Annotated in this window: 15 protein-coding genes; 6 read left to right on the forward strand and 9 right to left on the reverse strand. The window is 61.8% G+C overall.

Annotated elements, in window-relative coordinates:
- Positions 1-101: 101 nt before the first annotated feature.
- Positions 102-893 (forward strand): DUF1080 domain-containing protein, encoded by a 792-nt coding sequence (locus ACILSO_RS24475; protein WP_395740103.1) that lies wholly within the window; start codon positions 102-104, stop codon positions 891-893.
- Positions 894-896: 3 nt separating this feature from the next.
- On the opposite strand, the gene ACILSO_RS24480 is transcribed toward ACILSO_RS24475, so the two are convergent.
- The 8 genes from ACILSO_RS24480 to ACILSO_RS24515 all read right to left on the reverse strand — a co-directional run bounded on the left by ACILSO_RS24480 (position 897) and on the right by ACILSO_RS24515 (position 15,068).
- Complete coding sequence (locus ACILSO_RS24480) at positions 897-2,369, reverse strand: flavin monoamine oxidase family protein (RefSeq protein WP_395740104.1); 1,473 nt, start codon at positions 2,367-2,369, stop codon at positions 897-899.
- A 36-nt stretch (positions 2,370-2,405) separates the two neighbouring features.
- The gene (locus tag ACILSO_RS24485) at positions 2,406-5,552 is read right to left on the reverse strand and encodes a DUF4838 domain-containing protein (RefSeq protein WP_395740105.1); all 3,147 of its coding nucleotides are present in this window, start codon (positions 5,550-5,552) and stop codon (positions 2,406-2,408) included.
- 95 nt (positions 5,553-5,647) lie between these two features.
- Positions 5,648-8,008, reverse strand: a complete 2,361-nt coding sequence (locus ACILSO_RS24490; RefSeq protein ID WP_395740106.1) for an alkaline phosphatase D family protein — start codon at positions 8,006-8,008, stop codon at positions 5,648-5,650.
- A gap of 50 nt (positions 8,009-8,058) precedes the next feature.
- On the reverse strand, positions 8,059-10,509 hold the full coding sequence (locus ACILSO_RS24495; protein ID WP_395740107.1) for a CehA/McbA family metallohydrolase: 2,451 nt from the start codon (positions 10,507-10,509) through the stop codon (positions 8,059-8,061).
- 57 nt (positions 10,510-10,566) lie between these two features.
- The gene (locus ACILSO_RS24500; RefSeq protein WP_395740108.1) at positions 10,567-11,931 is read right to left on the reverse strand and encodes an AAA family ATPase; all 1,365 of its coding nucleotides are present in this window, start codon (positions 11,929-11,931) and stop codon (positions 10,567-10,569) included.
- Between the two features lie 34 nt (positions 11,932-11,965).
- Positions 11,966-13,081: an acyltransferase family protein gene (locus ACILSO_RS24505; RefSeq protein WP_395740109.1), complete on the reverse strand. Its 1,116-nt coding sequence runs from the start codon at positions 13,079-13,081 to the stop codon at positions 11,966-11,968.
- A gap of 14 nt (positions 13,082-13,095) precedes the next feature.
- Complete coding sequence (locus ACILSO_RS24510) at positions 13,096-14,346, reverse strand: alpha/beta hydrolase family protein (protein ID WP_395740110.1); 1,251 nt, start codon at positions 14,344-14,346, stop codon at positions 13,096-13,098.
- Positions 14,347-14,471: 125 nt separating this feature from the next.
- Positions 14,472-15,068, reverse strand: a complete 597-nt coding sequence (locus ACILSO_RS24515) for a hypothetical protein (RefSeq protein ID WP_395740111.1) — start codon at positions 15,066-15,068, stop codon at positions 14,472-14,474.
- Between the two features lie 162 nt (positions 15,069-15,230).
- Here ACILSO_RS24515 and ACILSO_RS24520 point away from each other — a divergent pair, with 162 nt between their 5' ends.
- The 5 genes from ACILSO_RS24520 to ACILSO_RS24540 all read left to right on the forward strand — a co-directional run bounded on the left by ACILSO_RS24520 (position 15,231) and on the right by ACILSO_RS24540 (position 20,934).
- Positions 15,231-15,707: a group III truncated hemoglobin gene (locus ACILSO_RS24520; RefSeq protein ID WP_395740112.1), complete on the forward strand. Its 477-nt coding sequence runs from the start codon at positions 15,231-15,233 to the stop codon at positions 15,705-15,707.
- On the forward strand, positions 15,704-17,248 hold the full coding sequence (gene nirK, locus ACILSO_RS24525; protein ID WP_395740113.1) for a copper-containing nitrite reductase: 1,545 nt from the start codon (positions 15,704-15,706) through the stop codon (positions 17,246-17,248). The genes ACILSO_RS24520 and nirK overlap by 4 nt, the downstream gene beginning before the upstream one ends.
- A gap of 3 nt (positions 17,249-17,251) precedes the next feature.
- The gene (locus tag ACILSO_RS24530) at positions 17,252-18,541 is read left to right on the forward strand and encodes an SUMF1/EgtB/PvdO family nonheme iron enzyme (RefSeq protein WP_395740114.1); all 1,290 of its coding nucleotides are present in this window, start codon (positions 17,252-17,254) and stop codon (positions 18,539-18,541) included.
- Between the two features lie 17 nt (positions 18,542-18,558).
- Positions 18,559-19,755, forward strand: a complete 1,197-nt coding sequence (locus tag ACILSO_RS24535; RefSeq protein WP_395740115.1) for an NnrS family protein — start codon at positions 18,559-18,561, stop codon at positions 19,753-19,755.
- A gap of 75 nt (positions 19,756-19,830) precedes the next feature.
- A complete protein-coding gene (locus tag ACILSO_RS24540) occupies positions 19,831-20,934 on the forward strand; it encodes a radical SAM protein (protein ID WP_395740116.1) in 1,104 nt (367 codons plus the stop codon).
- Here ACILSO_RS24540 and ACILSO_RS24545 read toward each other — a convergent pair.
- The gene (locus ACILSO_RS24545; RefSeq protein ID WP_395740117.1) at positions 20,931-22,454 is read right to left on the reverse strand and encodes an arylsulfatase; all 1,524 of its coding nucleotides are present in this window, start codon (positions 22,452-22,454) and stop codon (positions 20,931-20,933) included. The genes ACILSO_RS24540 and ACILSO_RS24545 overlap by 4 nt on opposite strands.
- Positions 22,455-22,511: the final 57 nt, after the last annotated feature.

Here is a 22,511-nt window from a genome sequence, read left to right on the forward strand (position 1 = left end):
ATGGAGAACCTTTGGACAAGAAAAGATCGGTTTTATGCCAACGGCTCTTTTCGGCAAATCTTCCGATTGGAAACTGCACGGCCACCGCCAAGGTGCTTTTCATGATCCACCTCTTCCGTTCCGCCGCCATCGCATTGGCCGCAGCCCTCGCCCTTTCCAACGTCGCGGCCGACGAGTCCAAATGGATCTCTCTCTTCAATGGCAAAGACCTCGCCGGATGGACGATCAAGATCGCCAAACGCCCTCTCGGCGAAAATTTCGCCAACACTTTCCAGGTTGAAGACGGCATCCTCAAAGTGAGCTACGACGGCTACGACAAATTCGATTCCCAGTATGGCCACCTTTTCACCAATCTGGCCTACTCCCACTACATCCTGCGCATGGAGTACCGTTTCACCGGCAGGATGATGGAGGACGCGCCGAAGTATGTGAACCTGAACAGCGGCGTGATGCTGCACGCCCAGCCGCCGCAGAGCATGCGCTTCGATCAAGGCTTTCCCTCCAGCCTGGAAATGCAGTTCCTCGCCGATGAAGGCAAGGGCCCGCGCTCCACAGGCAACCTCTGCACACCCGGCACGCACGTGGAAATGGGCGGTGAGCTGATCACGAAGCACATTGTCAAATCCAGCGCGCCGACTTTCCCTGCCGAGGAATGGGTGCGCGCGGAAGTGGAGGTGCGCGGCAATGACGAGATCATCCACCGCATCAATGGCGTCGAAGTCCTGCGCTACCAGCGCCCGCAGCTGGATGCGGCCTGCAAGATCGCGCCTGCGAGTGACATTGTGGAGGCCGGTGGCGATGTCATGCTCGGCTACGGCCACATCGCGCTGCAGGCCGAAGGCCAGCCGGTGTGGTTCCGGAAGATTGAGCTGATGTCGCTGGAGAAGAAGTAGCAATCAGGCCCCATCAATCGCCAGCGTCACTCTTCGCGCCGATCTCGTCGCCGCATCCTGACCCCACGGCAGATTGTCATACGCAGCACCGGCAAAGTGAACCCGTCCCACCGGCTGGATCAAATGCGGCCACACCTGCGCCAGTTTGCCCAGCGCGAAGGGATGCCTCTCACACCCGATCGCATAAGGCTCCTCTTTCCACCACTCATGCACGATCACTTTCTCAATTGTGTCCTTGTTCTTGCCGGGATAAAATTTGCGGAAGGCGGCGAGCGCATCCGCCGGTGCCAGCGCAGGCGGCCCGCTGCCCATGAGCACGCAGCCTTCTCCAGCCACTTCGCCAGCGCATTCATACACCAGGCCCATCGTGCTGTTGCCCGTTTCCAGGTTGATGCTCGGCAGCGAGTCACCTTCCCAAAAGCGTGTCCTGGCCTGCAGCACAATGCGCGACTGCATGCCCATGGGCGTGTGCTCCAGCGCAAACTTCTTTTCCGCGGGCCAGCCCGGGGACACTTCGATGCCGGCGATGACCAGTGGCGACACACACATCACCGCATAGTCGGCCTTCAATGTCTGCGCCTTCTTGTCCGGCCCTTCGGTGAAAGTAACCGCGACGCCGCCCGCATCATGCGCCAGCGCGCTCACCTTGCAGTTTTTCCTCACACGCGCACCTAGGCGCTGAGCGAAGGTGTCCGGCAGCAGCTGGTTGCCGCCTTTGAGCCGAAACACCTCGCGTTTAAATACGGGCAGCCCGCGCATCTTCACAATCGCTTCCTGCCAGATGCGATAGAGCGCGGAGACATCGCTCTCCGTGGCGGGTTTCTCTTTGCTGCTCAGTCGTGAGCCGCCGCAGTAACTGCGCCCGGTTTCAGACGCACCCTGCTCCGCCAGCCAGTCACCGAGCACCACGTGATCGAGTTCATCCAAGCCGATGCCAAAAGGCTGGTACTCGTCTTTAAACTTCTCCGCCATGGGGCCGAAGTAGAGGCGGGACATGTTCTTCCACCCGTGCTCCTGCATGTAGGCCACCTCGCGTTCGTTGAAGCCGAATGCGTGCTGCGTCTTCGCATCTGCCAGCTCCTCCTCGGTGCGCCACTGGCCGCGCACATTGGAGTACATCTTCCGCCGCCGCTCGTAGGCCAGCACAGGGAGATCAAACTTCCGCACCCATTCACGATACGTGTCATAGCCAGGATCGGTAAACTGCTCCGCGCCCACATCCGCATAGAGGCCGTCTGGCAGCGGATCATAGATCGTCTTCACATGCCCTCCCGTGCGGCGGGAGGCCTCCAGCACGGTCACGTCATGCCCGCGCTCCATCAGGTCATACGCACAGCTCAGCCCGCCAATGCCGCCGCCAATGATGATGACCTTTTTCTTCGCCGGAGCTGCATGGACTGCCGCACCCGCGAGCAGAGCTCCCGTGGTGGTTTGCAGCATTCGCCGGCGGGTCAGGGCTGTGGGAGTCGCGCGCATGAGCAAACATACGCTGCCAATGCGCGCATCTTTGAATCACTGCGTCCGCGCCTTCTGCACTTCAGCGATGGATTTCAGGATGTTGTCCCGCCAGACGCCGGTCAGCTTTTCCGGCTCGGCGCGGTTCAAGGCGGCCATGGCGTCCTCATACTTGCGCTGCCGCGTCAGAATACGGGCAATGCCCTGCAGCGCGGCGTATTCATCCGCACCGCCGATGCGTGCGCGGCCGGTCACAATCTCCTGATACGCCGCCAGCGCCTGCTCATCTTTGTTCAGGTTGCGCTCCCGGTTCTGTGCCTGCGCCAGCAGGATCGCATCCCGCGCACGGGGCTCGCTGGTCCAGGGCAGCGCCGCGCTGAGGTCCGCCTCGGCCTTGTCTCCCTGCTTGAGGATGGAATAGGCAAAGCCACGAAGGTGCTGACCCGCGCCGCGCTTCCAGAAGGGCCACTTGTTAAAGTCCTCTCCCGCAAACTGCGCGATGATCTCCGGCGCCTTGCCCATCGTGAGGAGGTATTGCATCTGCGCGGTCTTCCTCACCGCCTCCACAGGAATGCGCTCGATGATCGGCCCGGCCTCCTTGCGGCTGTAAAGCGCCGCCTGCTCCAGCGCGGCGGCTTTTTGGAAGTCATTCACCTTTCCCTCCGCCAGCGTCAGGAATCCTTCAGGCTTGCGCTTCTGCGTGGCATCACGGAAACCGAGTGCAAAGTCCGTGACGGTGGGATCTTCCGGAAACGCACGCGAGTTCCCGTGGTAAAAATGCGCGAACTTCATCGGCTCATGAAAACCCTCCGTGCCGGTGGGGGAGAGGGCGCTGAGTTCCCGGCCATCTTCGCGAATGCGTTGGCGGCAGATGTTGATGTGCCACGGCAGGCTCGGCGTGGGCTGGCGGCCGATGACCTGGTGCAGCGGGTCGTTCTCATCCTGCGTTACGGGAATGCGGACCTCCACCGTCCAGTGATCATCTGCAATGTGAGTGGCCACTTCGGCTTTGGAATCCCACTCAAACCAGCGGTCCCGCGAGGCGCCGCGGTCCAGATCCACGACGTGGCCCGCCGGGCTGACGGCGATCTGATAATAGGAGTGCGTTTCTGTGGCCAGCTCGATCTCCACGGCATCGCCATGCCACAGCGCCTGGTCACCGTTGCGCGTGGTGGTGATGTTTGGCTTGTCGCCAGGCCGTTCATCGCAGCGGATGGCAAAGTAGAGGCTGTTCCCGCGCCAGCCGGTCTTGAAGGTGGTCCCAAAAGTCGGCACACGACCGGTCTGCAGTTCGCTGAGTTTTCCGCTCGCCGCCGTGGGGCAGTGCTGCCAGTAGGCATCGTCGAGCCTGCCATCGATGACGATGTCCTCGGCATCGTCGACGAGCCGCACAATCGGCACCGGTCCGCGCTGCTGCGCGAGCTGCTGGCACTTCATGCGCAGGCCTTTGAGAAAGTCATCGATGAGGGCGATGCGCCTTCCATACACGCTGGCGGCGTCTGCCTTTGCCTGCGCTTTCGCAAAGAGCGCCAGAGCGGCCTCTGCCTGCGCCTTGTCCTCCTCCATCTGGCTCCAGTGGGCTTCGGAGTAGCTGAAGAAGTCCTGCATCTCCTGAGCGGCCGGTCCGTAGAAGAGCGTGCAATACTCGCGGAACAAGGCGTCCACATCGGCATTCTTTCCACCCCAGTACATGCGTGCGGTGAAATAGACCTGGAAGTGATTGAAGCCGATGCCCACCTTGTCGAAATCCTGCCGCGCGGAGAGCCAGATGTCTTCTCCCTGGGAGATGCCCTTGGTGGCATTGACAGAGTCCCCAATGGCATGGGGGGCAAAGAAGGGCAGATACCACCCGCGGTCGGTGAAGGGGTAGTTCTCGAAATTGAGGAGCGGGTTGTCCGTCTTCTTCAGCCAGGCCGCACGCAGGGCTTCGGGCGCCGTTTCACCAGCATTTCGGCCATCGGCGCGGTTCATGGGACGGCGTCCGCCCACAATGCAGACGAGCACGTTGGGCTCCAGCTTGTCGATCTTCAGCGGCGGCAGGCTGTAGGTGCCGTAGGCACAGTTCAGCACCTTCGCGGCGGGATGCGTCTTTGCGATCTCCTTCGCCACGCGGTTCACGAAGTCCCACACGTAGTCGCTCAGCAGGCCGCGCTCATTGCGCTCGGGGGAGTCTTTGCCTTTGCACTTCTCACACTGGCAGATGGAGGTGTAGCCGTCTGGCGGCATGATGGAGACGGACTTGAGCGGGTAGGTGTCCAGCAGGGCGCGGGCGTAGCGCACGGTCTCGCGGAAGAGTTCTTCATTGGAGTAGCAGAGCTGGTTCTTGCTGTCTCCGGGCCGGTAGTCGCGCTTGCCACCATAGAGCGCGAACCACTCCGGATGCGCGGCAAAGGTGGCGTCATTTCCCGTCATGCCATCCAGGCCATGGGCGATGAGCCAGCGGTCATCATTGCGCATGCCCAGGTGCAGCGTCCACAGGGCGGTGTCATGGCCGGCGGTGGCGAAGCGGAAGTTAAACTGCCGCAGCGGGAAGTCCGGCTGCACCGTCTCATCCACTTTCGGCAGGGGGATGGTCTTCATGGCAGGCATCACTTCACCGAGTTCTCCCGGCAGGTACCAGCGTGCACCCAGGCGGTGGAAAAACGCGGTCACTGCATTGAAGCTGCCGTGCTCGTCCAGGCCCCAGATCTCCAGTGTTTCATTCTTCGCGGTGGTGGCGCCCTCCGGCTTGCCGGTGTCTCCGGGCAGGCGCAGTTTGTTTTTATACAAACCGCGGTTCGGCATGCCGTAAGGAGCGCCCACGATCTTCTCAAACTCCGCCTGCGCGCGGGGGATGTCGCCATTGTTTTTCGCCCACGGTTCCGTGGGCACGAAGTCCGCGTCATCTCCCACCAACGCCAGCCAGTCCGCACCGGACTGCATGCGGTACGCGCCATCTTTCAGTCCGTCTGCCTTCACGGGATTGAACGCGCTGGCGCCGATGAAAATCTTCAGCGCCTTGCCGCTGGGCCGCGTGAGAATTGACAGGCGGGCTCCGCTGATCTTTTCGATGTTCGCGCGAAACTCATGCGCCGCCAGCCGCTGCATGCGGGTGGGAGTTTCTGCAATGATGATCTCCGCTCGCGGCTGGCCGTTTTCGACGAGGACGTTTTCTGCGGCAGTGAGAGACGTGAGTGTCAGGAAGATGGCAACGACAGTCTTCATGGATTCGATATCGTGGATGGGTTCACAAAAAGATGCAGCAATCGAGCGCCCGCGCGACGCGGCGTTCCCAACGTAAGAGTGATTGAAGCGGGGTGTCAGGCGATCACATTCTCACCGCGGTTTTCTTTCTGGTGGATGGTTAACGGCCACCCCGGGAACTGGTTGGCCGCCTTCCCGTCTTTCACATCAATGAGAAAGCGGAAGGATTCGATGTAATAGGTTTTCTTTTCGGTGTCGAAGGTGATGAAACCGAAGCCGCTCCCTTTCTCGTGCGCCTTCTCGTAGCGGTTCGGGGCCTGGCCCACGACGGGATTGCCCACGGCATAGACGTAGGCCTTGTTGCCCAGGCCGTCGACGTACTCTCCCGTGTCCGGCAGGCCATGCTTGGGGCGGTTTTCGTGGGGCATCTTGATTTCATCCGGCAGCCACCAGCGGGGATAACCGGCGGAAATGGCGGGCGTGCAGAAGGACCAGTTGCTGTCGCGCTGCTTGTCCACGCCATACTGCGTCAGCGTGGTGAGATGCTGGTCGCCATTGATGTGCAGCGCCATGGAGGGGCGCATAATTTCCACCGCCCGATTGCGCGGGGTCTGCGGCCAGCCACCGGAATCGAGATCAGCCTTCAGATAGCCATCCGGCCCACCATGATGTGTCGCCACATTCGCAAACACCGTCTGGCTCAGCACGGCCTTGAGCGTGTGCCCGCGCCAGTCCTGCGCCCACTTTTTGAGAAACTCCTCCTGCCGCTCTCCCAGCAGGACAAGGCCCGGCTTGTCGAGCGTGGAGGTGTCGAAGTTGGCGTCCTCCACATGATCACCGCGTCCAGCGCCGGTCTGCACGTGCTGCGGTCCGCTTTTCCACTGGCGGTCGGCAATGATCGCGAAGCTTACGCCGCCGTAAACCATGTCTCCGTAGTACACACTGATGTCCTGCAGCACGGGCTTGGGATCATACGCATCCGGATGGTGCGCCACGTTTGTCTTGTGCACCACGTTGACCATTTTCGCGGGCTCAATGTAGCCGCCGTCTGAGGATGTGTCGCCTCCGGCGCGCATCTTCATGCCTCCTTCACCCCAGATGTTGCCATGGAAGACATCGTGATCATCCGGCAGGCAGAGCGTGGGGGCATTGCGCATCACTTCGCGGAAGGCCCAGCCGTGCTGGTAGAATTTGCGCAGGTAGTTCAGAATGGCGCGCTCTGCGGGCTCGCGGATGATGCCGAAGCCGCCGTGGTTTTCATAGATCTGGTCACCGGAGAAAAAGACGAGGTCGGGATCAAGCTTGAGCAGGTTCTCCGCCACGGGTGCATAAGGGAAGCCGTAGTCGTTCTGACAAGTCAGCGCCGCCATGCGCAGCGGGCGGCCTTCAGGATTAGCCTTGATGATGCCTTCCCACTCATGCGTGATTGCATGCATGCCCACCTTTGGGAACTCCTGGTACACCACCTTGTAGGGCGTGGCCTGCTTTGCATTCCATTTGGGGATGCGGAAGGTCGCCACCCACGCATCAGGATCAAGCTCTGCTTTGCCGAGCGATTTCCATCGGCCTCCCTCCTGCACCAGCAGTGAGACGACTTTCGCATCCTTTGCTCCCAAGGGGGCCGTCAGCACGCTGAGCTTCATCACAAAGCCCTCGTCTGTGCGTGAGTCGCTCAGCGAATACATGGACCACAGGATCGGGCCGAAGCTATTCTCCTGCGACACCTTGAAGGCAGCGCCATGCAGCGACCAGTTTTGAAACCGGTAGCGGCCTGCACCTGCTGCGCCCGCCTTGGCCTTGCCGTTATTGCTGTTCTTTTTGGCTCCGGCCACCGCGCCAGCGGCAAAGTTGTTGGCGATCGAAACATTCCCGAGAATTGCATCCGCACCGAACTCATGCGAGAGCGCTGCTAAGACTGTGTCGGAATCCACAGCACGTGCTGTGAGAGTCAGCACGCTCTGAGCGCCCTCGGGCCTGCCTTCCAGTGTCAGCCGCACCTGCTTCAGCGCACTGCCATCTTTGAGCGGCACATTCTTCGGTCCCAGAAGGAGTTGGTCGCCCTGCCATCCGGCGTTGATGCCTTTCTGCACGAAGCAGTTGCTGCGGTATTCGTTGATCTCGCTGCGAATGCCGATGCGGAAACCCGCGCCCCCGTCGGTCTTGCCAGTCTCCAGTCGTGTCAGCAGCACGCTCATGGTGAATGCACCATTCTGTGTCACCTGATGTGTCAGCGAGTGCACGCTGCGTCCGCCGCCCATGCTGAGGCACTCCGCACCGCCCTCGCTTACGCACCAGTCTTCCATGGGATTGGCCCAGAACGCCCCCCCTAGAAAAACGCGGTCATGCGTTGTGTCCCATCCATCGCGGGTGGGCAGCGGAGCTGTACCTGCAGACGCACCTCCCCGTGCGCCGAGGCCCATTAGCGTGCCTGCCGTCATCAATTTCAATCCGGTGCGTCGGGAGATCTTTCGTTTCATGAGAGTGCTGCAACGTCGTTCAAAGGCCGCACCCATCATCGATTTTTCACTCAGCTCCCCTCAGGGGACTCTTTCGCGATGCGGCGATACATTTCCTTGGCCTCCTCGTAGGCGCGGCGGGCTGCGTCACGCTCTGCGGGGGAGATGTTTTTTTCGCGGACTCGCCAGAGCTGCTCAATGCAGGCAAGGCACCACTGCGCGCTGCGACGGGAGGCGCGGATGGGCTGGCCAGCGACGATGACATTCACCGGATTTGTATGCATCTGCGGAAACTGGCGTACGGCCACCCAGCTGCTGCGGTGGATGTCTGCGCTGAAGGCGATCTCATGCACCTGATCGTCCGCAGGCACCTCGCGCACGGCCACGGGAAGGCCGTTGACGATGAGTTCCACCCTGCGTTTGCCACCAGCATACGGCTGCCCGGTGGTGGCGTCGTGGTAGTTCACGGTATCGCCGGTGAGACGTGCACCTGCGACGGGCAGCGCGCCGCCGTAGGCGATCTCCAGCGGGGTCTCGGAGCTGAAGGCTGCCTTCACGCGCACCTCCACTCGGCCCGGCTGAGTGAGGCGCACCTCGTCGCCGGAGTGCTGGTCAGCGACGGTGAAATCGAGCGCGTGTGCGTAGCCATCGCTCACATAGCTGCGGCCCTGGGCGAGACCCTCGCACCACTTCTTGAAATCGATGCGCTCCACTTTGCCGAGCTTCACATACGTGCGGCCCTGGCCCACACGGGTGCCGCTCATGCAGGGAAAGTCGGTCTCGCCGGCGGCCTTGAGAGGAAAGCCGCAGTTCATGAGATGGTACCAGGCGTTCCACTCCAGCAGGCGCGCAGTGTCCATGGCGCTGATGAAATCGCAGACGCCATGCGCGGTGGTCACAAAGATCTCATGCCCGCCCGCATCGGGAATGGCGACGTTGGGCAGCGCATCGAGCACGCGCTCATGACTGCTCACCAGCTCGGCCTCATTTACCCCGCCATCGTGGTCGGCATCGATCTTTTCAAACGCTTCCGGGAGCAGCACCTCCTGTGCTTCTGCAGCCGTGAGCCGCGCATCCTTGCTGGAATCGTAGAGATCGAGCAGACGCTTTGAGGCAGTGGCGGAGTTCACCTGCATGCCGCTGCCAGAGTGCGGATACCCGGTGAAGCCGCCCTGCTGCTTCGTCCAGCGCAGGGCGGGCAGCGTCCAGGTGGGCCAGCCTTTGATGCCCTCTGCACCGGGATACACAAGCTCTCGCAAATTGAGCAGGCACACATGTCCCAGAGCCGCGGAGCCGAAGCCGCTAACCTCCATGTCGTACTTCATCTGCGTCAGCGGCTCGCTGAGCAGGTCCACCTGCGGGCCGAAAAACTGGCGCTGATAGTCGAAGCAGTAACCCCACGCAAGCACGCAGCCGACGTTCAGCCCCTCGCCCTTCACCTGCTGAAACATGTGCTCCGGCCGCATGCCCTCGGAGGGCGAGGTGTAGTGCGCGCAGCCGGCGGCGTGGATGTGGTGATCGCCGCTATAGCAGCCGAAATCTGCCGCATGAATCCAGCGCTCAAGCTTCACCGGCAGCGTGATTTCCTTCGCGGAAGGAATCGCCACCTTGGTCTTTACAGTGCGGTACTCCGGGCCACGGGAGGCCTCCATGGTGAACTCTCCCGGTGGCAGTAACACGGTGCTGCCGCTGGGGCGGTACAGGTGCTTTTGAAAAAAGAAATCCGGTGCCAGCCGGCGCGCCTGCGGCGGAAAGACCTGCCCCTGCGCATTGGTGAAAGTCAGCCGCGCCGTGGTGTCGCTGCCATCGTAGTCTTTCACCTCCAGCTTCACCGTCACTGCGGGAGAGATGTCCAGCAGCACCGGCACCTCCGCACGAAAGCCGAGATCCTGCGTGCCCTGGCCGATATCGAAGGCGAGTGTGGCCTCCCGTTTGCCTGCCTCGCTGGAGTAGATGAGAGCGAGCGCGTACTCCACCTCCAGCCCGCTAAGGTGGGCGGTCATCGGCGGCGCATCGGACATGCTCACTTCCAGGAAACGGTCTGCGCCCTGCGTATTCTCGTTTTCACGCAGATGCGTCTGCCTCTCGCGCTCCATCGTGAGTTTGGCCACACCTGCATATGAAGGCCCGGCCTGAGGGCTGCTGAGACGCAGACTGGCCACGCTGGCGGCGTGATTTACCACCTTGATGAGCACGGGCGTGTGGCCTGCCTGCTGTACGAGCGCCGCTGCCGGGCCACGCTGCGCTTTGACACGGGATTCGGGATTGATGTCCACCACGCAGAGCACCTGCGGATCCAGGAGTGCCTGCACTGCTGCTCCATCACGCGCGGAGATGGCGGCCTGCAATTTCTCACGCAACTCTGCGTCGAGCGGCCTGCCGAAAAACTCCAGCGCCTGCATGACGCGCCGCGCATTGGCCGCCAGCGGCTGGCCTTCGACTTCGATCACCGGCGGGACTTCCGCCGCCGGGGAAATGAGGCAGGCCAGGAGCGCCGTGAGCAGCGTGAGTTTCGCGGTCATAAATCAGCATACGCTGTGAATCGCCGCATCTTGGAGCCGATCATGCATCATTCGAGATCAGCCCGCGCCTGCCGCACCACCCAGGAGCTTTGCGTTCAGACTGCCGCCGGAAAAGAGCATTTCATCGAGTGCCGCTTCGACTTCCGGCAGGTGCAGCTTTTTGCCAGTGCCGGAGCGCAGCATCACCTGGGCCGCACGGCGCATGAGTTCTTTGATGAAGGCGGCGCTGGCATTCTGCGTCTTGCGGACGATCAGCGTGGTCACCTTGTCATTCAGTTCAAGACCGCCGGCATAGAGCTTTACCAGCTTGGCGCGGCCCTCCGCATCTGGCAGCGGAAACTCGATGGCCTGATCCACGCGCCCCGGGCGCGCGGCCAGTGCGGCCTCCAGCTCCTGCGGGCGGTTGGTGGTCAGCACAAAAAGCAGCGCGGCATCCTCCCGCAGGCCGTCCATTTCATTGAGCAGTTTGTTGAGCAGGCTTTCCTCGCACGGATTGCGCATGGAGGTGCGCGCACGGGCGATGAGGTCCACATCCTCCAGCACGACCATGGCCGGCTGCAGAAAGCGCGCCAGCTGCATGTACTCATCCAGCATTCCCACCTGGTCCGCGGTGATGAGCAGCGTGGTATGCTCCGGCAGCTGGCTGGCCAGGTAGTGAATGGTGTGCGTCTTCCCGGTGCCGGGCGGTCCGTACAAAAGCAGACCCTTCTTGATGCTCATGCCCAGGGCCTGGAGCTGGTCCCGCTGGCCAATGAATTCGGTGACGTTCTGCTCCAGCAGCCGCAGCGTTTTGCCTGGCAGGATGACCTGCTCGCGAGTCACGCTGCGCAGCTTGTGCACCCGCACGCTGGCGGCTTTTCCAGAGTAGTTGTCCCGCTGCTCCAGAGAGATGACTTTGCCGCGGTAAGACTGCGCCTGGCTGATGAGATGCTCCAGCTCCGCGAGGATGACGGCGCTGTAGTCTTCAGCGCCTTTCTGCGGCACCTGGGCGATCTCCACCTGCCAGCCGCTGATCTGGCCATGACCAAGAATCGGCGTGAGCAGCAGGGCGATGCGCGCACCCTCCATGGTGCAGAGCCACAGGGTGGATTTGAGGCAGCGCACGGGGATCGCCTCGCCAACATCCACATCTTCATACTCCAGCGGCGCTATGATGGCCGCGTGATCGCGGTCCACAGACAGCATGCTGAAGGTAAAGGTCTGGTAGGCATAACCCGCCTGCACGCCCGACTGGTGCGCGATGCCGCAGCGCCTGGTGATGATGCTGAGCAGTGCGCTTTGCAGGTCGATCCGCGCCGTAACGGGAAAGGAGCGGGAGGCTGTGCTCAGGCGGTGCAGTTCGCCGATGCGGAAATGCTTTCGCAGCATGCTGGCCACGGTGATGACGGCAGGCTTTTTCCGTTTCTTGTTTTTTGGGTTCATCGTTCGCAGGGAGTGTGCACTGGCTTCGCCTGCATCAGGCCTTGAAGAAGATCTGCCGCCGGTAGAGAGCGTAGAGGAAGAGCCACACCAGCAGCAGTGCGCCCGTGCTTTCCAGCACGCCATGCCATTTCGGATCCAGCGGCTGGTAGAGTCCGTTGAAGAGCAGTTTGGAAGTATGGCCGAAGTCCACGAAGTGGTACACCATGTAGATGGTCAGGCTGTTCATGCCCACGACCACCAGCGGAAAGGCCCAGCGCCTGAAGCTCATGAGGTCGATGATGGCATAAAACGCCGCGAGCAGGGTGAAGGAGATGCCGGTGGTGACGAGGATGAAGGAGCTGGTCCAAAGGCGCTTGGCGATGGGGAAGTGCAGGCTCCAGAGCAAGCCGAGCGCGAGGCAGCCGGCTCCCGCAAGAAGGAGCTGGCGGAACTTCGCCGCCGGGGAGCTCGCGGCGTTTTTCAGCAGCTCCCCGGCTAACACGCCGAAGATCGTCAGGCACATGGCGGGGAACTGCGTGAGCAGGCCCAGCTCGTCATACGTCCCTTGCAGCAGGCGGCCGGGCAGGAAGCTGCGGTCAAACCAGCCGACGAGGTTACCTTCGAAAGTGAGATTCCCCGCGCCGAAGCCGGGCACCGGGATGAGAAAGAGCGCGGCGTAGTAGGCCAGCAGGATGCCGCCCGCGATGCAGAGCCGCTTCATCGAGCTGAAATTCAAATACAGCACCACGCTCACAAACCCCGCCAGGCCGATGCGTCCCAGCACGCTGCCCAGGCGCATGTGGTGCGGGTCAAAGAAAGGGATGGGCGCGTTTTTGTCCAGAAATCCGAGCGCTGCAAGGATGAGCAGGCGGACGAAGGCCTTCTTGTAGAGCTCGCTCTTTGGCGTTCCTTGCGCGATGGCCTTGCCCAGTGAAAACGGAATGGACACTCCCGCGAGAAACAGAAAGAGCGGGAAGATGCAGTCATAAAAAGTGAAGCCGAACCACGCGGGATGCGTGAACTGCGCCGCCGCCGTGTCCACCCACGGCAGGCCGGTCTTTCCCTGCAACTGATGGATGACCTGCCCCGCCCCGGCGATCATGAGCATGTCAAAACCGCGCAGGGCGTCGATGGAGACGAGGCGGTTTGTGGAGTGGGCGGGAGCGGGCATGTAAGTGGGGCGCACTATTTGGCAAACTCCACCACCGTGCTGACCATGGCATCGCGATCATCGGTGACGCTGAGGTACCAGGTGTTGGCCTCGGCAGGTGGTTTCGGAGCGGTGATGGTGCGGCCTTCAATGGTAGCGGGGACGGTCTTCCATTCGCGCTTGGAGCGCAGGCCCGTGTCGGTGGTGTAGTTGAGCTCGGCTTTCTTCAGAGGCAGCTTGCTTTCGCAGCTGACGGTCACCTTTTCTCCGGAGACAACCGGTGCCGCGGGGTTCGGCAGGGAATCTCCCCCACGACACTTGGAGTCGATGAAAAGCCCGATCTCCTGCGGCGCCCATCCGGGCGGATGGCCATGCGGCATCTTCACCTGGATGCGGATGTGCTTTTCTCCAGGCACCACGTTGTAGCTCTTCATGTAGCTGTCCAGCACGTAGTGGACGTCATTGGTGCCGTTGACAAAGAGGATGGGCACACGGCAGCGTGGCAGCAGGCTGCCGGGGTCGTATTCCTTCACCCACAGGGCGCGGTGTTCGGCGTCGAGCTTGTCGATGCTGGGCTTCTGCACGGACTCGCCCTCATGCAGGAAGCCGCAGCCATAGACGGGCACGGCGGCCTTGAAGCGGTCATCGAGTGAAGCGACGAGGCAGGTGGTGTAGCCACCCCAGCTGATGCCCGTGACGGCGGTGTGCTCTGCCTCCACCTCCGGGAGACTGCGCAGCAGGGAGTGCGCGCGCATCACGCTGGCGGCGGCGTGGAAAGGCCAGTCATCGCTGGTGTCCGGGGTGAGAATGCAGTCAAACTTTTCCGGATGACCGTGCGCCGGGCCGCCATTGGGCAGGCGCGTGCGCACGCCGCGATGGCCGTTGCCGATGGCCATGCCGGTTTTCGGATCAAGCTCCACCTCGGGCGGACGCGAGCCGTTTAGATCCATGGCGATGGCCGCGTAGCCGCGCTTGGCCCAGAGGTGCACCCAGTCTGCGAAGGCTGTGCCACCGCCGCCGTGGATGAGCACCACTCCTGGAAACTTCGTTCCCGGCTTCGCCTCTCCCAGCGTGATGGGAGAGGCATAGAAGGCGAAAACTTCGGTGTCCTTTCCCTGATATTTCTCTCCGGCATAGGTCAGGGAATGGATCGGCTGATCCTGCCGCACCCACTTCATGGCAGGCACATTGCTTTTGAGCGCATCAAGATCCCAGGGGCCGAACTTTTCGGCGTGAAGCGATGTGACGAAGCAAACTGCGGCAGTGAAAAGAAAAGAATACCTCATGGCGGGAGATCAAACGCTCCCACGCACTCGATTCAGCATCTTTTTTCGGCAAACTAAAACGCCGCAGCAAGCGACTCCCGGCGCTTACTGCGGCGATGTTTGGGTCAACGAGAGATGGCCGGCTCTCAGTTGGCCTTCTTTGGACGGCCGAGCACATCGTCCTTGGTGGTGAGGGCGACGGCCACGACCTGGTCAATAAGCTCCTGCTTGATCTTGAGATCCTTCAGGGTGTTCACCAGATTTTCGGCGATGGCGTTGAAGTGCTCCTCGGTCAGACCCATGCCTTCGTGAGCTTTGCGCATGTCCTTGCCCGTCCAGGGCAAAGGTCCGCCAAAAGCTGCGCTGAGAAATTCCTTCTGCTTCCGGCGCTGCTTGTCCATGCTCACGTTGTCAAAGAAGTGCTTCACGCGGTCATCTGCCAGCACCTTCACGTAGAAGGCGTCCACCGCAGCGTTCATGGCGGCCTTGCCACCGAGTTTTTGATACAGGCTGTCTTCGCGGGCCTTGAGCCATTTGGTTTTGCAGGCTTCCTTCGCGAAGGCCCACTTCCGGCCTTCATACTCGGCGGTTATGGCAGGGTCGACCGGCTTGCCGGTGATAGGGCAGATGGTATTGGCGGCGGTCTCGGTGGCAACGGCTGCGGGATCGATCGCCATGGCGGCATTGACCAGGAGGGTCATGACAGCGGTGATGGTGGCAAGAGAGGTGAGGATGAGTTTCATGGTTGGATTGGACCATTTAATAAGTTGCATTGATAATACATCAATGCGCCGATCCTGCGCAGAGATGTGCGTGGCTTGCGCGGTGCTGGCGCAGCAATTCCCACGCACAAGGAAGCACAAACCGAGGAGCGACAGCCGATGTTAATGTTGCATAATGAATACATGTTTGAGAGCAAACCGGACATCAGCGGCCGCGCTGAAATCGAAACACTGGTGAACACCTTCTACGACCGCATCCGCGCGGACGAGGTGCTGGGATTCATCTTCAACGACATCGCGCAGACGAACTGGACCGTGCATCTGCCAAAGATGTACGCCTTTTGGGAGACGGTGCTCTTCCGCACCGGGGGCTTTACCGGAAACCCGATTGCCGCGCATGCCAGGCTGGTGCCGCAGACGGAAATGGGACGTGCGCAGTTTGACCACTGGCTGCAGCTCTTCCGGGCCACGGTGGACGATCTCTTTGCAGGAGAGCGTGCTGAGCACATCAAGAACTGCGCGGCCGACATGGCCAATGTGATTTATGCGCGCATCAACCAGGTGCCGGATCCCCGCTTTGATCCCGCCAACCTCACTCCCGAGCAACGCGCGCGCTATGCACGCTACCAACCGCAATCCCAAGCCGAAGCAGCCTCATGATCCGAAACACCGCCCGCATCCTGCCCGCACTTGCCGCCGTTTTGCTCACGCAATGCGGTGACCGCGGGCTGAGCCCGAATGAAAAGCAGTCGCAGGAAACGCTTGTTAAAGAAATGGCGGCACTGTCGAAGGCTGCGGCAGACACGGCGCGTGATCCCGCGCAGGCGCCGGACCAGCCGCTCTCCGGCAGTGAAGATGCGGTGCTCACAGATGCGCCACACGTGCCGCCACCGATCACGCGGGATCATCCGACGAAAGTGGCCGTGAAGCTGGAGGTTCGGGAACTGGTGAAGCGCATGGCCGATGGCGTGGACTACACGTTCTGGACCTTTGGGGGCAGCGTGCCGGGCAAGTTCATACGCATCCGCCAGAACGACGAGGTGGAGTTTCATCTCATGAACCGGCCGGACAGCAAGATGCCGCACAACATCGACCTGCACGCGGTGACGGGTCCGGGCGGCGGTGCGGCAGCCTCTTTTACGGCCCCAGGCCATGAGTCCGTGTTTTCGTTCAAGGCGCTGATTCCGGGGCTGTATGTGTACCATTGCGCCACGGCACCGGTGGGCATGCATGTGGCCAACGGCATGTATGGACTGATCCTGGTGGAGCCGATCGGCGGGCTGCCGAAGGTGGACCGGGAGTACTATGTCATGCAGTCCGAGTTTTACACCAAGGGGCCCTATGGCGAGGCGGGGCTGCAGCCCTTCAGCATGGAAAAGGCGCTGGCAGAGAAAGCGGACTACGTGGTCTTCAACGGTTCCGTGGGCGCCGTAGCCGGAGACAACGCGATGCCCGCGAAGGCCGGCGAGAAAGTGCGCCTGTTTGTGGGCAATGCCGGACCCAACCTCACATCATCGTTTCATGTCATCGGTGAAATCTTCGACAGCGTGTATCTCGAAGGCGGGGCCGTGCCCGCACAGCACAATGTGCAGACCACAATGATCCCGGCCGGCGGATCGACCATCGTGGAGTTTGGCCTCGAAGTTCCCGGCACCTACATCTTGGTGGATCATTCCATCTTCCGTGCGTTCAACAAGGGGGCGATCGGGATGCTCAAGGTGGAGGGGGCGGAGAACAAGGTGGTGTACTCCGGTAAGCAGGATGACCGCATCTACCGGCTGGAAGGGGGAGCGGTCCAGACGATTCCGCAGGCCTCATCCCAGCCGCCACCGGCGGCGAACAAGGAGGAGCGCATCGCGCGCGGCAAGATCATCTACAACTCTGTCTGCTTTGCCTGCCACCAGCCGGAAGGGCAGGGGATTCCGAAAGCCTTCCCGCCGCTGGCAAAGTCTGACTACCTGAACGCCGATCCGAAGCGGGCGATCAGCAACGTGCTGCATGGCCTGCAGGGGAAGGTCACGGTGAACGGGGAGACGTATGAAAGTCTCATGCCGCAGCTCGGGCTCAATGACGAGCAGGTGGCAAATGCGCTGACGTATGTGTACAGCCAGTGGGGCAACAACGGCACCGAGGTGCTGCCTGAAACCGTGAAGGAAGTGCGGGCGACCGCGCCCGCGGCAGCACCCACCGGAGCGCAGTGAGGCATGAAAACGTTTCTCACATGGCTGACATTGGTCCTGGGCACGGCCGCCGCCGAGACGCCGAGGCCGCCGCAGGGCATGGTGTACATTCCCGGAGGCGACTACAAGCCGCTGTATGCGAAGGACGCGAAAATCCGCCACACGGAGCCCTTCTTCATGGATGTGACGCAGGTGACGAACGCGGAGTTTCTCTCGTTTGTGAAGGCGCATCCGGAATGGCGGCGCTCGCAGGTAAATCGCTCTCTGGCGGATGAGAACTACCTCGCGCAGTGGACGGGTGATCTGGAACCCGGCGAGAGGGCGCCCGCCAACGCCCCGGTGACGCATGTTTCGTGGTTTGCCGCGAAGGCCTGGTGTGAAGCGCAGGGCAATCGGCTGCCCACCCAGGATGAGTGGGAATTTGCCGCGCGTGCCAGTGCCACCCAGCCAGATGCGAGCACGAACCCGGACTATCTGCGGCAGCTGCTGGAGTGGTACTCAAAGCCTGCGACCTCTGCGCTGGAGGATGTGAACACCGGCGTGGCAAATGTGTACGGCTTGCGCGGGATGCACGGCCTCGTCTGGGAGTGGGTTTATGATTTCAACGCGACGCTGCTGATGGGTGACTCGCGCAGCGACGGCTCATTGGAGCGGAAGCTTTTCTGCGGAGCGGGCTCCCTGCTGGCCACGGACGTGGGCAATTACGCGGCCTTCATGCGCTATGCGCTGCGCAGCAGCCTGAAGGGCGGCTACTGCGTGGGCACGCTGGGGTTTCGTGCGGCGCGGTCTATCACGCCGGATGTGGCCAAGATTCCTGCGGCAGTCTTCACCACCATCTATGAGCTGCCGGGTGAATGGCGTGATCAAAATAATCAGCGGGTGGCACTAGGCAGCCTGCGCGGCGGGGTGCGCGTGCTCACGATGGGCTTTACGCGCTGCAAGTCGGCCTGCCCGCGCATCTTGTCAGACATGAAGCGCATCGAAAAGGCCCTGGGTCAGGACGCGGAGCGGGCGGGCTTTGTCTTCCTTTCGATCGATCCGGAATTTGACACCCCGGCCCAGATGGCGGCGACCATGCAGGACCATCAGATGAACCCGGGGCACTGGAAGTTTCTGGCCGCCCCGACGAACACCGTGCAGCAGGCCGCGGTGGCGCTGGACTTCAAATACCAGCAGGTGGACGGATTCTTCGCGCACAGCAATCTCATCGCGGTCCTGGATGAAAACGGCCGGATCGTCCACCGGGAGGAAGTGCTGGGGGGCGACATCAAGCCGGTCGTTGATGCCGTGCGCGAGCTGCTGACGAAACACTGAACCCCTTTTTCATTCCCGTGAGTTTTCCCGCCTGCAAACACAAGAAGCACCGCGCCACGGGGCCGCGGCGTGATGGCCTGCGCTGGCTGGCGGCGGAGCCTTACCGCCTGTTCTTTTTCAGCGGGGCGGTGTGGAGCATCATAGGCGTGGCGTTGTGGCCGCTGTATTATGCGCAGCAGATCGGCTTTTATCCGAACTTTGTGCATGCGCGCCTCATGATCGAGGCCTTTGGCGCGGCGTTTGTGGTGGGCTTTCTCGGGACCGCGGGGCCGCGCATGGCCACGGCGCCGAAGCTGACGCCGGCGGAGTTGATCTGGCTGTTCGCGCTGCATCAGGCCTGCGGCATTGCTCACCTCACTCTGCACATGGTGTGGGGAGACGTCTGCTTCATCGCGCTTCTCGGTTCGCTGCTGCTTTGCCTGGTGCTCCGCGTGGCAAAATTCCGCAAAGAAGCGCCACCGCCGCAGATGCTGCTGGCGCTCACGGGATTGATCTGCGGAATCGCGGGGGCATCGCTGCTGCTGTCGAATGCGACGCTGCTGGACGCGCAGCGTCTGCGTCTGGCGAATCTGCTGCTTTACCAAGGGTTGCTGCTGCCGCCGGTACTGGGCATCGGCGCCTTTGTGTTTCCGCGCATGCTCGGTGGAGATTTTGGCGATCCTAAAACTGCGGCGCAGAGCCGGGCCAAACTGGGGCGTGCGGTGGTGGCTGCAGTGCTCCTGGTGCTCAGCTTTTTCGTCGAGGTGCACGGCTGGGTGCAGGCGGGATATGCGCTTCGCGCATGCGTGGCGGCGGGTTATCTGCTGGTGGAAGTAAAATGGAAAACCTTTCAAAGCGGCTCTCTTACCTCGGGCTTGTTCTGGGCGCTCCTCCTGGGCGGGCTCGGTCTGGCGCTGAGCGGATTTTTCTACGCACAGCACACCAGCGTGGAGCACCTGCTGTACATCGGCGGCTTCGGCATGCTCATGCTCGTCGTGGGAAGCCGCGTGCTGTTCGGCCACAGTGGCGATCTCGATGGTTTTTTTGTGAAAAGCAAATGGGTGCGGTTTTTGATCTTCCTCGGAGTGCTTGCGGCGCTCACCCGCGCCACCCCGGCATGGGTGCCTTCCACCACGGTGTCACATCACATTTATGCCGCCGGGACATGGGCGCTTCTGGCAGTATTCTGGCTGCTCTGGCACCGCCGGCGGTTTGCGAAGCGGGATGAGGAATAGTTTCGCCGCAAAATCAGCACAGCATTCCACACGGGCAGATGGGAATGCGGCGTGCAGTTTTGGTTTACTTCAGTCATGAATCCCGCGCTGAGCAATCCCCAATGGTCCAAGGTGGAGTCGATGGCCTACGATGGCTTTGACGAGCGCCCGTTTCTTGTTTTTTGGGAGATCACACGGTCTTGTGCGCTCGCATGCAAGCATTGCCGTGCCGAGGCACAGCCGCACCGGCATCCGGATGAACTGAACCGTGAAGAGTCCAGCCGGCTCATCCGCCAGCTGGCAGAGCTAAAACCGCCGATGCTCATTCTTACGGGAGGCGATCCGCTCATGCGCACGGATGCCCTGGACCTCGTGCGGGAGGCGACTGCAGCCGGGCTGCATGTAGGCCTGAGCCCGTCCGCGACCGCACGGCTGATGCATGCCGATTTTTCTGAAATCAAAGCGGCAGGCGTGGAGCGCATCTCTTTGAGTCTGGACGGCGCCACGCGGCAGACGCATGACGCGTTTCGCGGAGTGGATGGGACCTTCAACCGCACCATCGCCGCAGTGCACCGTGCGCATGCGGCGGATCTGAGCGTGCAGATCAACACCACACTCACTCGTGGCAATCTGCGCGAGTATGAGGCCTTCAAGCAGCTGATGTTTGAACTGAAGCCCGCCATGTGGAGCGTCTTTCTGCTGGTTCCCACCGGACGGGCTGGCATCGCGGATCTGCCGGACCCGCAGGACATCGAGCATGTGTTTCAAGACATGGCCTCGCTGGTGGGCAAGGCGCCGTTTGCCATCAAGACCACGGAGGGCCACCACTTCCGCCGTGTACTGATTCAGAGACACGGCGCGGGCGGCAGGCAGCGCCCGGGCATGCGCTCGCCGCTGGGCATCCGGGACGGGCGCGGGGTCATGTTCATCTCACACACCGGTGTCGTATCGCCGAGCGGTTTCCTGCCCTTTGACTGCGGCAATGTGCGTGAGGAGCATCCGGGGGAAATCTACCGGCATCATCCGCTCTTTGTTTCGCTGAGGGACAACAACGCCCTCGGCGGCAAATGCGGGCGCTGTGAGTTCCGCACCGTCTGCGGTGGCTCGCGAGCGCGTGCGTATTGCGTCACAGGGGATCCTTTCGCGGAGGATCCGGCCTGTGCGTATCAGCCGCGTCTTGGCGGCATGGTGTCCGCTTAAAGCGAAGGCGGCGTCCAGTCTGGGATGCCCCCGGCCTTCTGCTGCTTCTCATAAGCTTCGAAGTAGGGCTTCGTGGGAGACATGGGCGCGGTTTCATTCACCATGAGCGGGCGCGCCTCCTTCCAGTAGGCCTCGTAGGCGGCTTTCATTTGCTGCACCACCTCGGGGTAGTCGCCACTGACATCCGTCTTCTGGTAAGGGTCTGCCTCGAGATCATAGAGCGCGCTTTTGCCGGGCTGTGCGGCGGCCTGCTGTTTCTTCTTCGGATTGCCCTGGCCCGGACGCGGACCCACAAAGCGGAAGCGCTGATTGCGCACACCGTAGTTGAGGAACTCCTGCGTGTCCGGCTCGGTGCCCGTGGGCCAGCGGGCCACATGGGTGAAGAGATAGCGATCCGCCCACTTGCCTCCCTTGCCTTCGATCAGCGGCAGCAGGTTCCGGCCGTCCACCTGGTTCTTTGGCAGCTCGGCGCTGGCCAGCGCGGCAAAGGTGGGCAGGAGATCGATGTGCGCAGCGATGGTGCTGATGTCGCGGCCGGGGGTGATGTGGCCGTCCCAGCGAATGAAGAACGGCACTCGCACGCCGCCTTCATCGGTGGAGCCCTTCATCCCCACCTGGTCGCCATTGAAGAAGGGATAGCCCGGCACGATCTCCTTGCCGGCGATGGCGGCGCCCGGGCCGCCACCAGTGGTGCCGTTGTCAGACATGAAAATGACGACAGTGTTTTTGTACAGGTCCCACTCCTGCAGCTTCTCCGCGAGGCGGCCCATGTTTTCGTCGATGTTTTCGATCATGCCATAGAACCCGGCCTGATCTTTGCCAAAGCCGAGATCGGTGAAGCGCCTGGCGTTTTTCTCGGGAGCGATGTAGGGGCCGTGCGGGGCATTGGGGGTGAGATAGACAAAGAAGGGTTTGCCGCTGTCCTTCTTCTGTTTCATCCAGCCGAGCGCGGCGGAGAAGAAGACATCCGTACAGAAGCCGTGCGTTTTCACAAAGCTGCCGTTGTGGCGGACCACGGGGTCCATGTAGGTGTTATTGGGCGCATCCGCACAGGAGCAGGGATAGGCCTGGCCGATGCCGCCCGCGCCGTGGATGAAGGCTTCGTCAAAGCCACGCTGAGTGGGCTGGTATGCGTCCTCATCACCCAGGTGCCATTTGCCAAAAATGCCGGAGGTGTAGCCCGCCGTTTTGAGCACCTGCGGGAGGATCGTGGCCTTCAGCGTCATGCGCTCGCGCTCCAGGATGGTGTGCGTGATGCCGTTCTTCAAGTCGGGGCGGCCCGTCATGATGGCGCTGCGCGTGGGAGAGCAGGTGGGGCTCACAAGGAAGCGGGTGAAGCGCAGACTCTTGTTGTGCAGCGCATCGAGATTCGGCGTCTTCAACCAGGGGTGGCCCACGCAGCCCATCTGGCCGTAGCCCTGGTCATCGGTCATGATGAGGATGATGTTCGGCTTGCTGCCTGCGAGATCTGCAATCGCGGTCGCAGCCAGGGCAAAGAGAAGGGTCAGGGCGAGTTTCATGGTCGGGAGTTTGAGGACGAGGGCCGCGCGCCGCTCTTTCAAGCAAAGTGCGCGCAA

This window comes from Prosthecobacter sp. (assembly GCF_044226605.1).
GTDB lineage: Bacteria > Verrucomicrobiota > Verrucomicrobiia > Verrucomicrobiales > Verrucomicrobiaceae > Prosthecobacter.

What these genes read in the sequence shown, in the direction of transcription:
- ACILSO_RS24475 (WP_395740103.1), top strand. Translation starts at nt 102, where the DNA reads ATGATCCACCTCTTCCGTTCCGCCGCCATCGCATTGGCCGCAGCCCTC.
- ACILSO_RS24480 (WP_395740104.1), bottom strand. Translation starts at nt 2,369, where the DNA reads ATGCGCGCGACTCCCACAGCCCTGACCCGCCGGCGAATGCTGCAAACC.
- ACILSO_RS24485 (WP_395740105.1), bottom strand. Translation starts at nt 5,552, where the DNA reads ATGAAGACTGTCGTTGCCATCTTCCTGACACTCACGTCTCTCACTGCC.
- ACILSO_RS24490 (WP_395740106.1), bottom strand. Translation starts at nt 8,008, where the DNA reads ATGAAACGAAAGATCTCCCGACGCACCGGATTGAAATTGATGACGGCA.
- ACILSO_RS24495 (WP_395740107.1), bottom strand. Translation starts at nt 10,509, where the DNA reads ATGACCGCGAAACTCACGCTGCTCACGGCGCTCCTGGCCTGCCTCATT.
- ACILSO_RS24500 (WP_395740108.1), bottom strand. Translation starts at nt 11,931, where the DNA reads ATGAACCCAAAAAACAAGAAACGGAAAAAGCCTGCCGTCATCACCGTG.
- ACILSO_RS24505 (WP_395740109.1), bottom strand. Translation starts at nt 13,081, where the DNA reads ATGCCCGCTCCCGCCCACTCCACAAACCGCCTCGTCTCCATCGACGCC.
- ACILSO_RS24510 (WP_395740110.1), bottom strand. Translation starts at nt 14,346, where the DNA reads ATGAGGTATTCTTTTCTTTTCACTGCCGCAGTTTGCTTCGTCACATCG.
- ACILSO_RS24515 (WP_395740111.1), bottom strand. Translation starts at nt 15,068, where the DNA reads ATGAAACTCATCCTCACCTCTCTTGCCACCATCACCGCTGTCATGACC.
- ACILSO_RS24520 (WP_395740112.1), top strand. Translation starts at nt 15,231, where the DNA reads ATGTTTGAGAGCAAACCGGACATCAGCGGCCGCGCTGAAATCGAAACA.
- nirK (WP_395740113.1), top strand. Translation starts at nt 15,704, where the DNA reads ATGATCCGAAACACCGCCCGCATCCTGCCCGCACTTGCCGCCGTTTTG.
- ACILSO_RS24530 (WP_395740114.1), top strand. Translation starts at nt 17,252, where the DNA reads ATGAAAACGTTTCTCACATGGCTGACATTGGTCCTGGGCACGGCCGCC.
- ACILSO_RS24540 (WP_395740116.1), top strand. Translation starts at nt 19,831, where the DNA reads ATGAATCCCGCGCTGAGCAATCCCCAATGGTCCAAGGTGGAGTCGATG.
- ACILSO_RS24545 (WP_395740117.1), bottom strand. Translation starts at nt 22,454, where the DNA reads ATGAAACTCGCCCTGACCCTTCTCTTTGCCCTGGCTGCGACCGCGATT.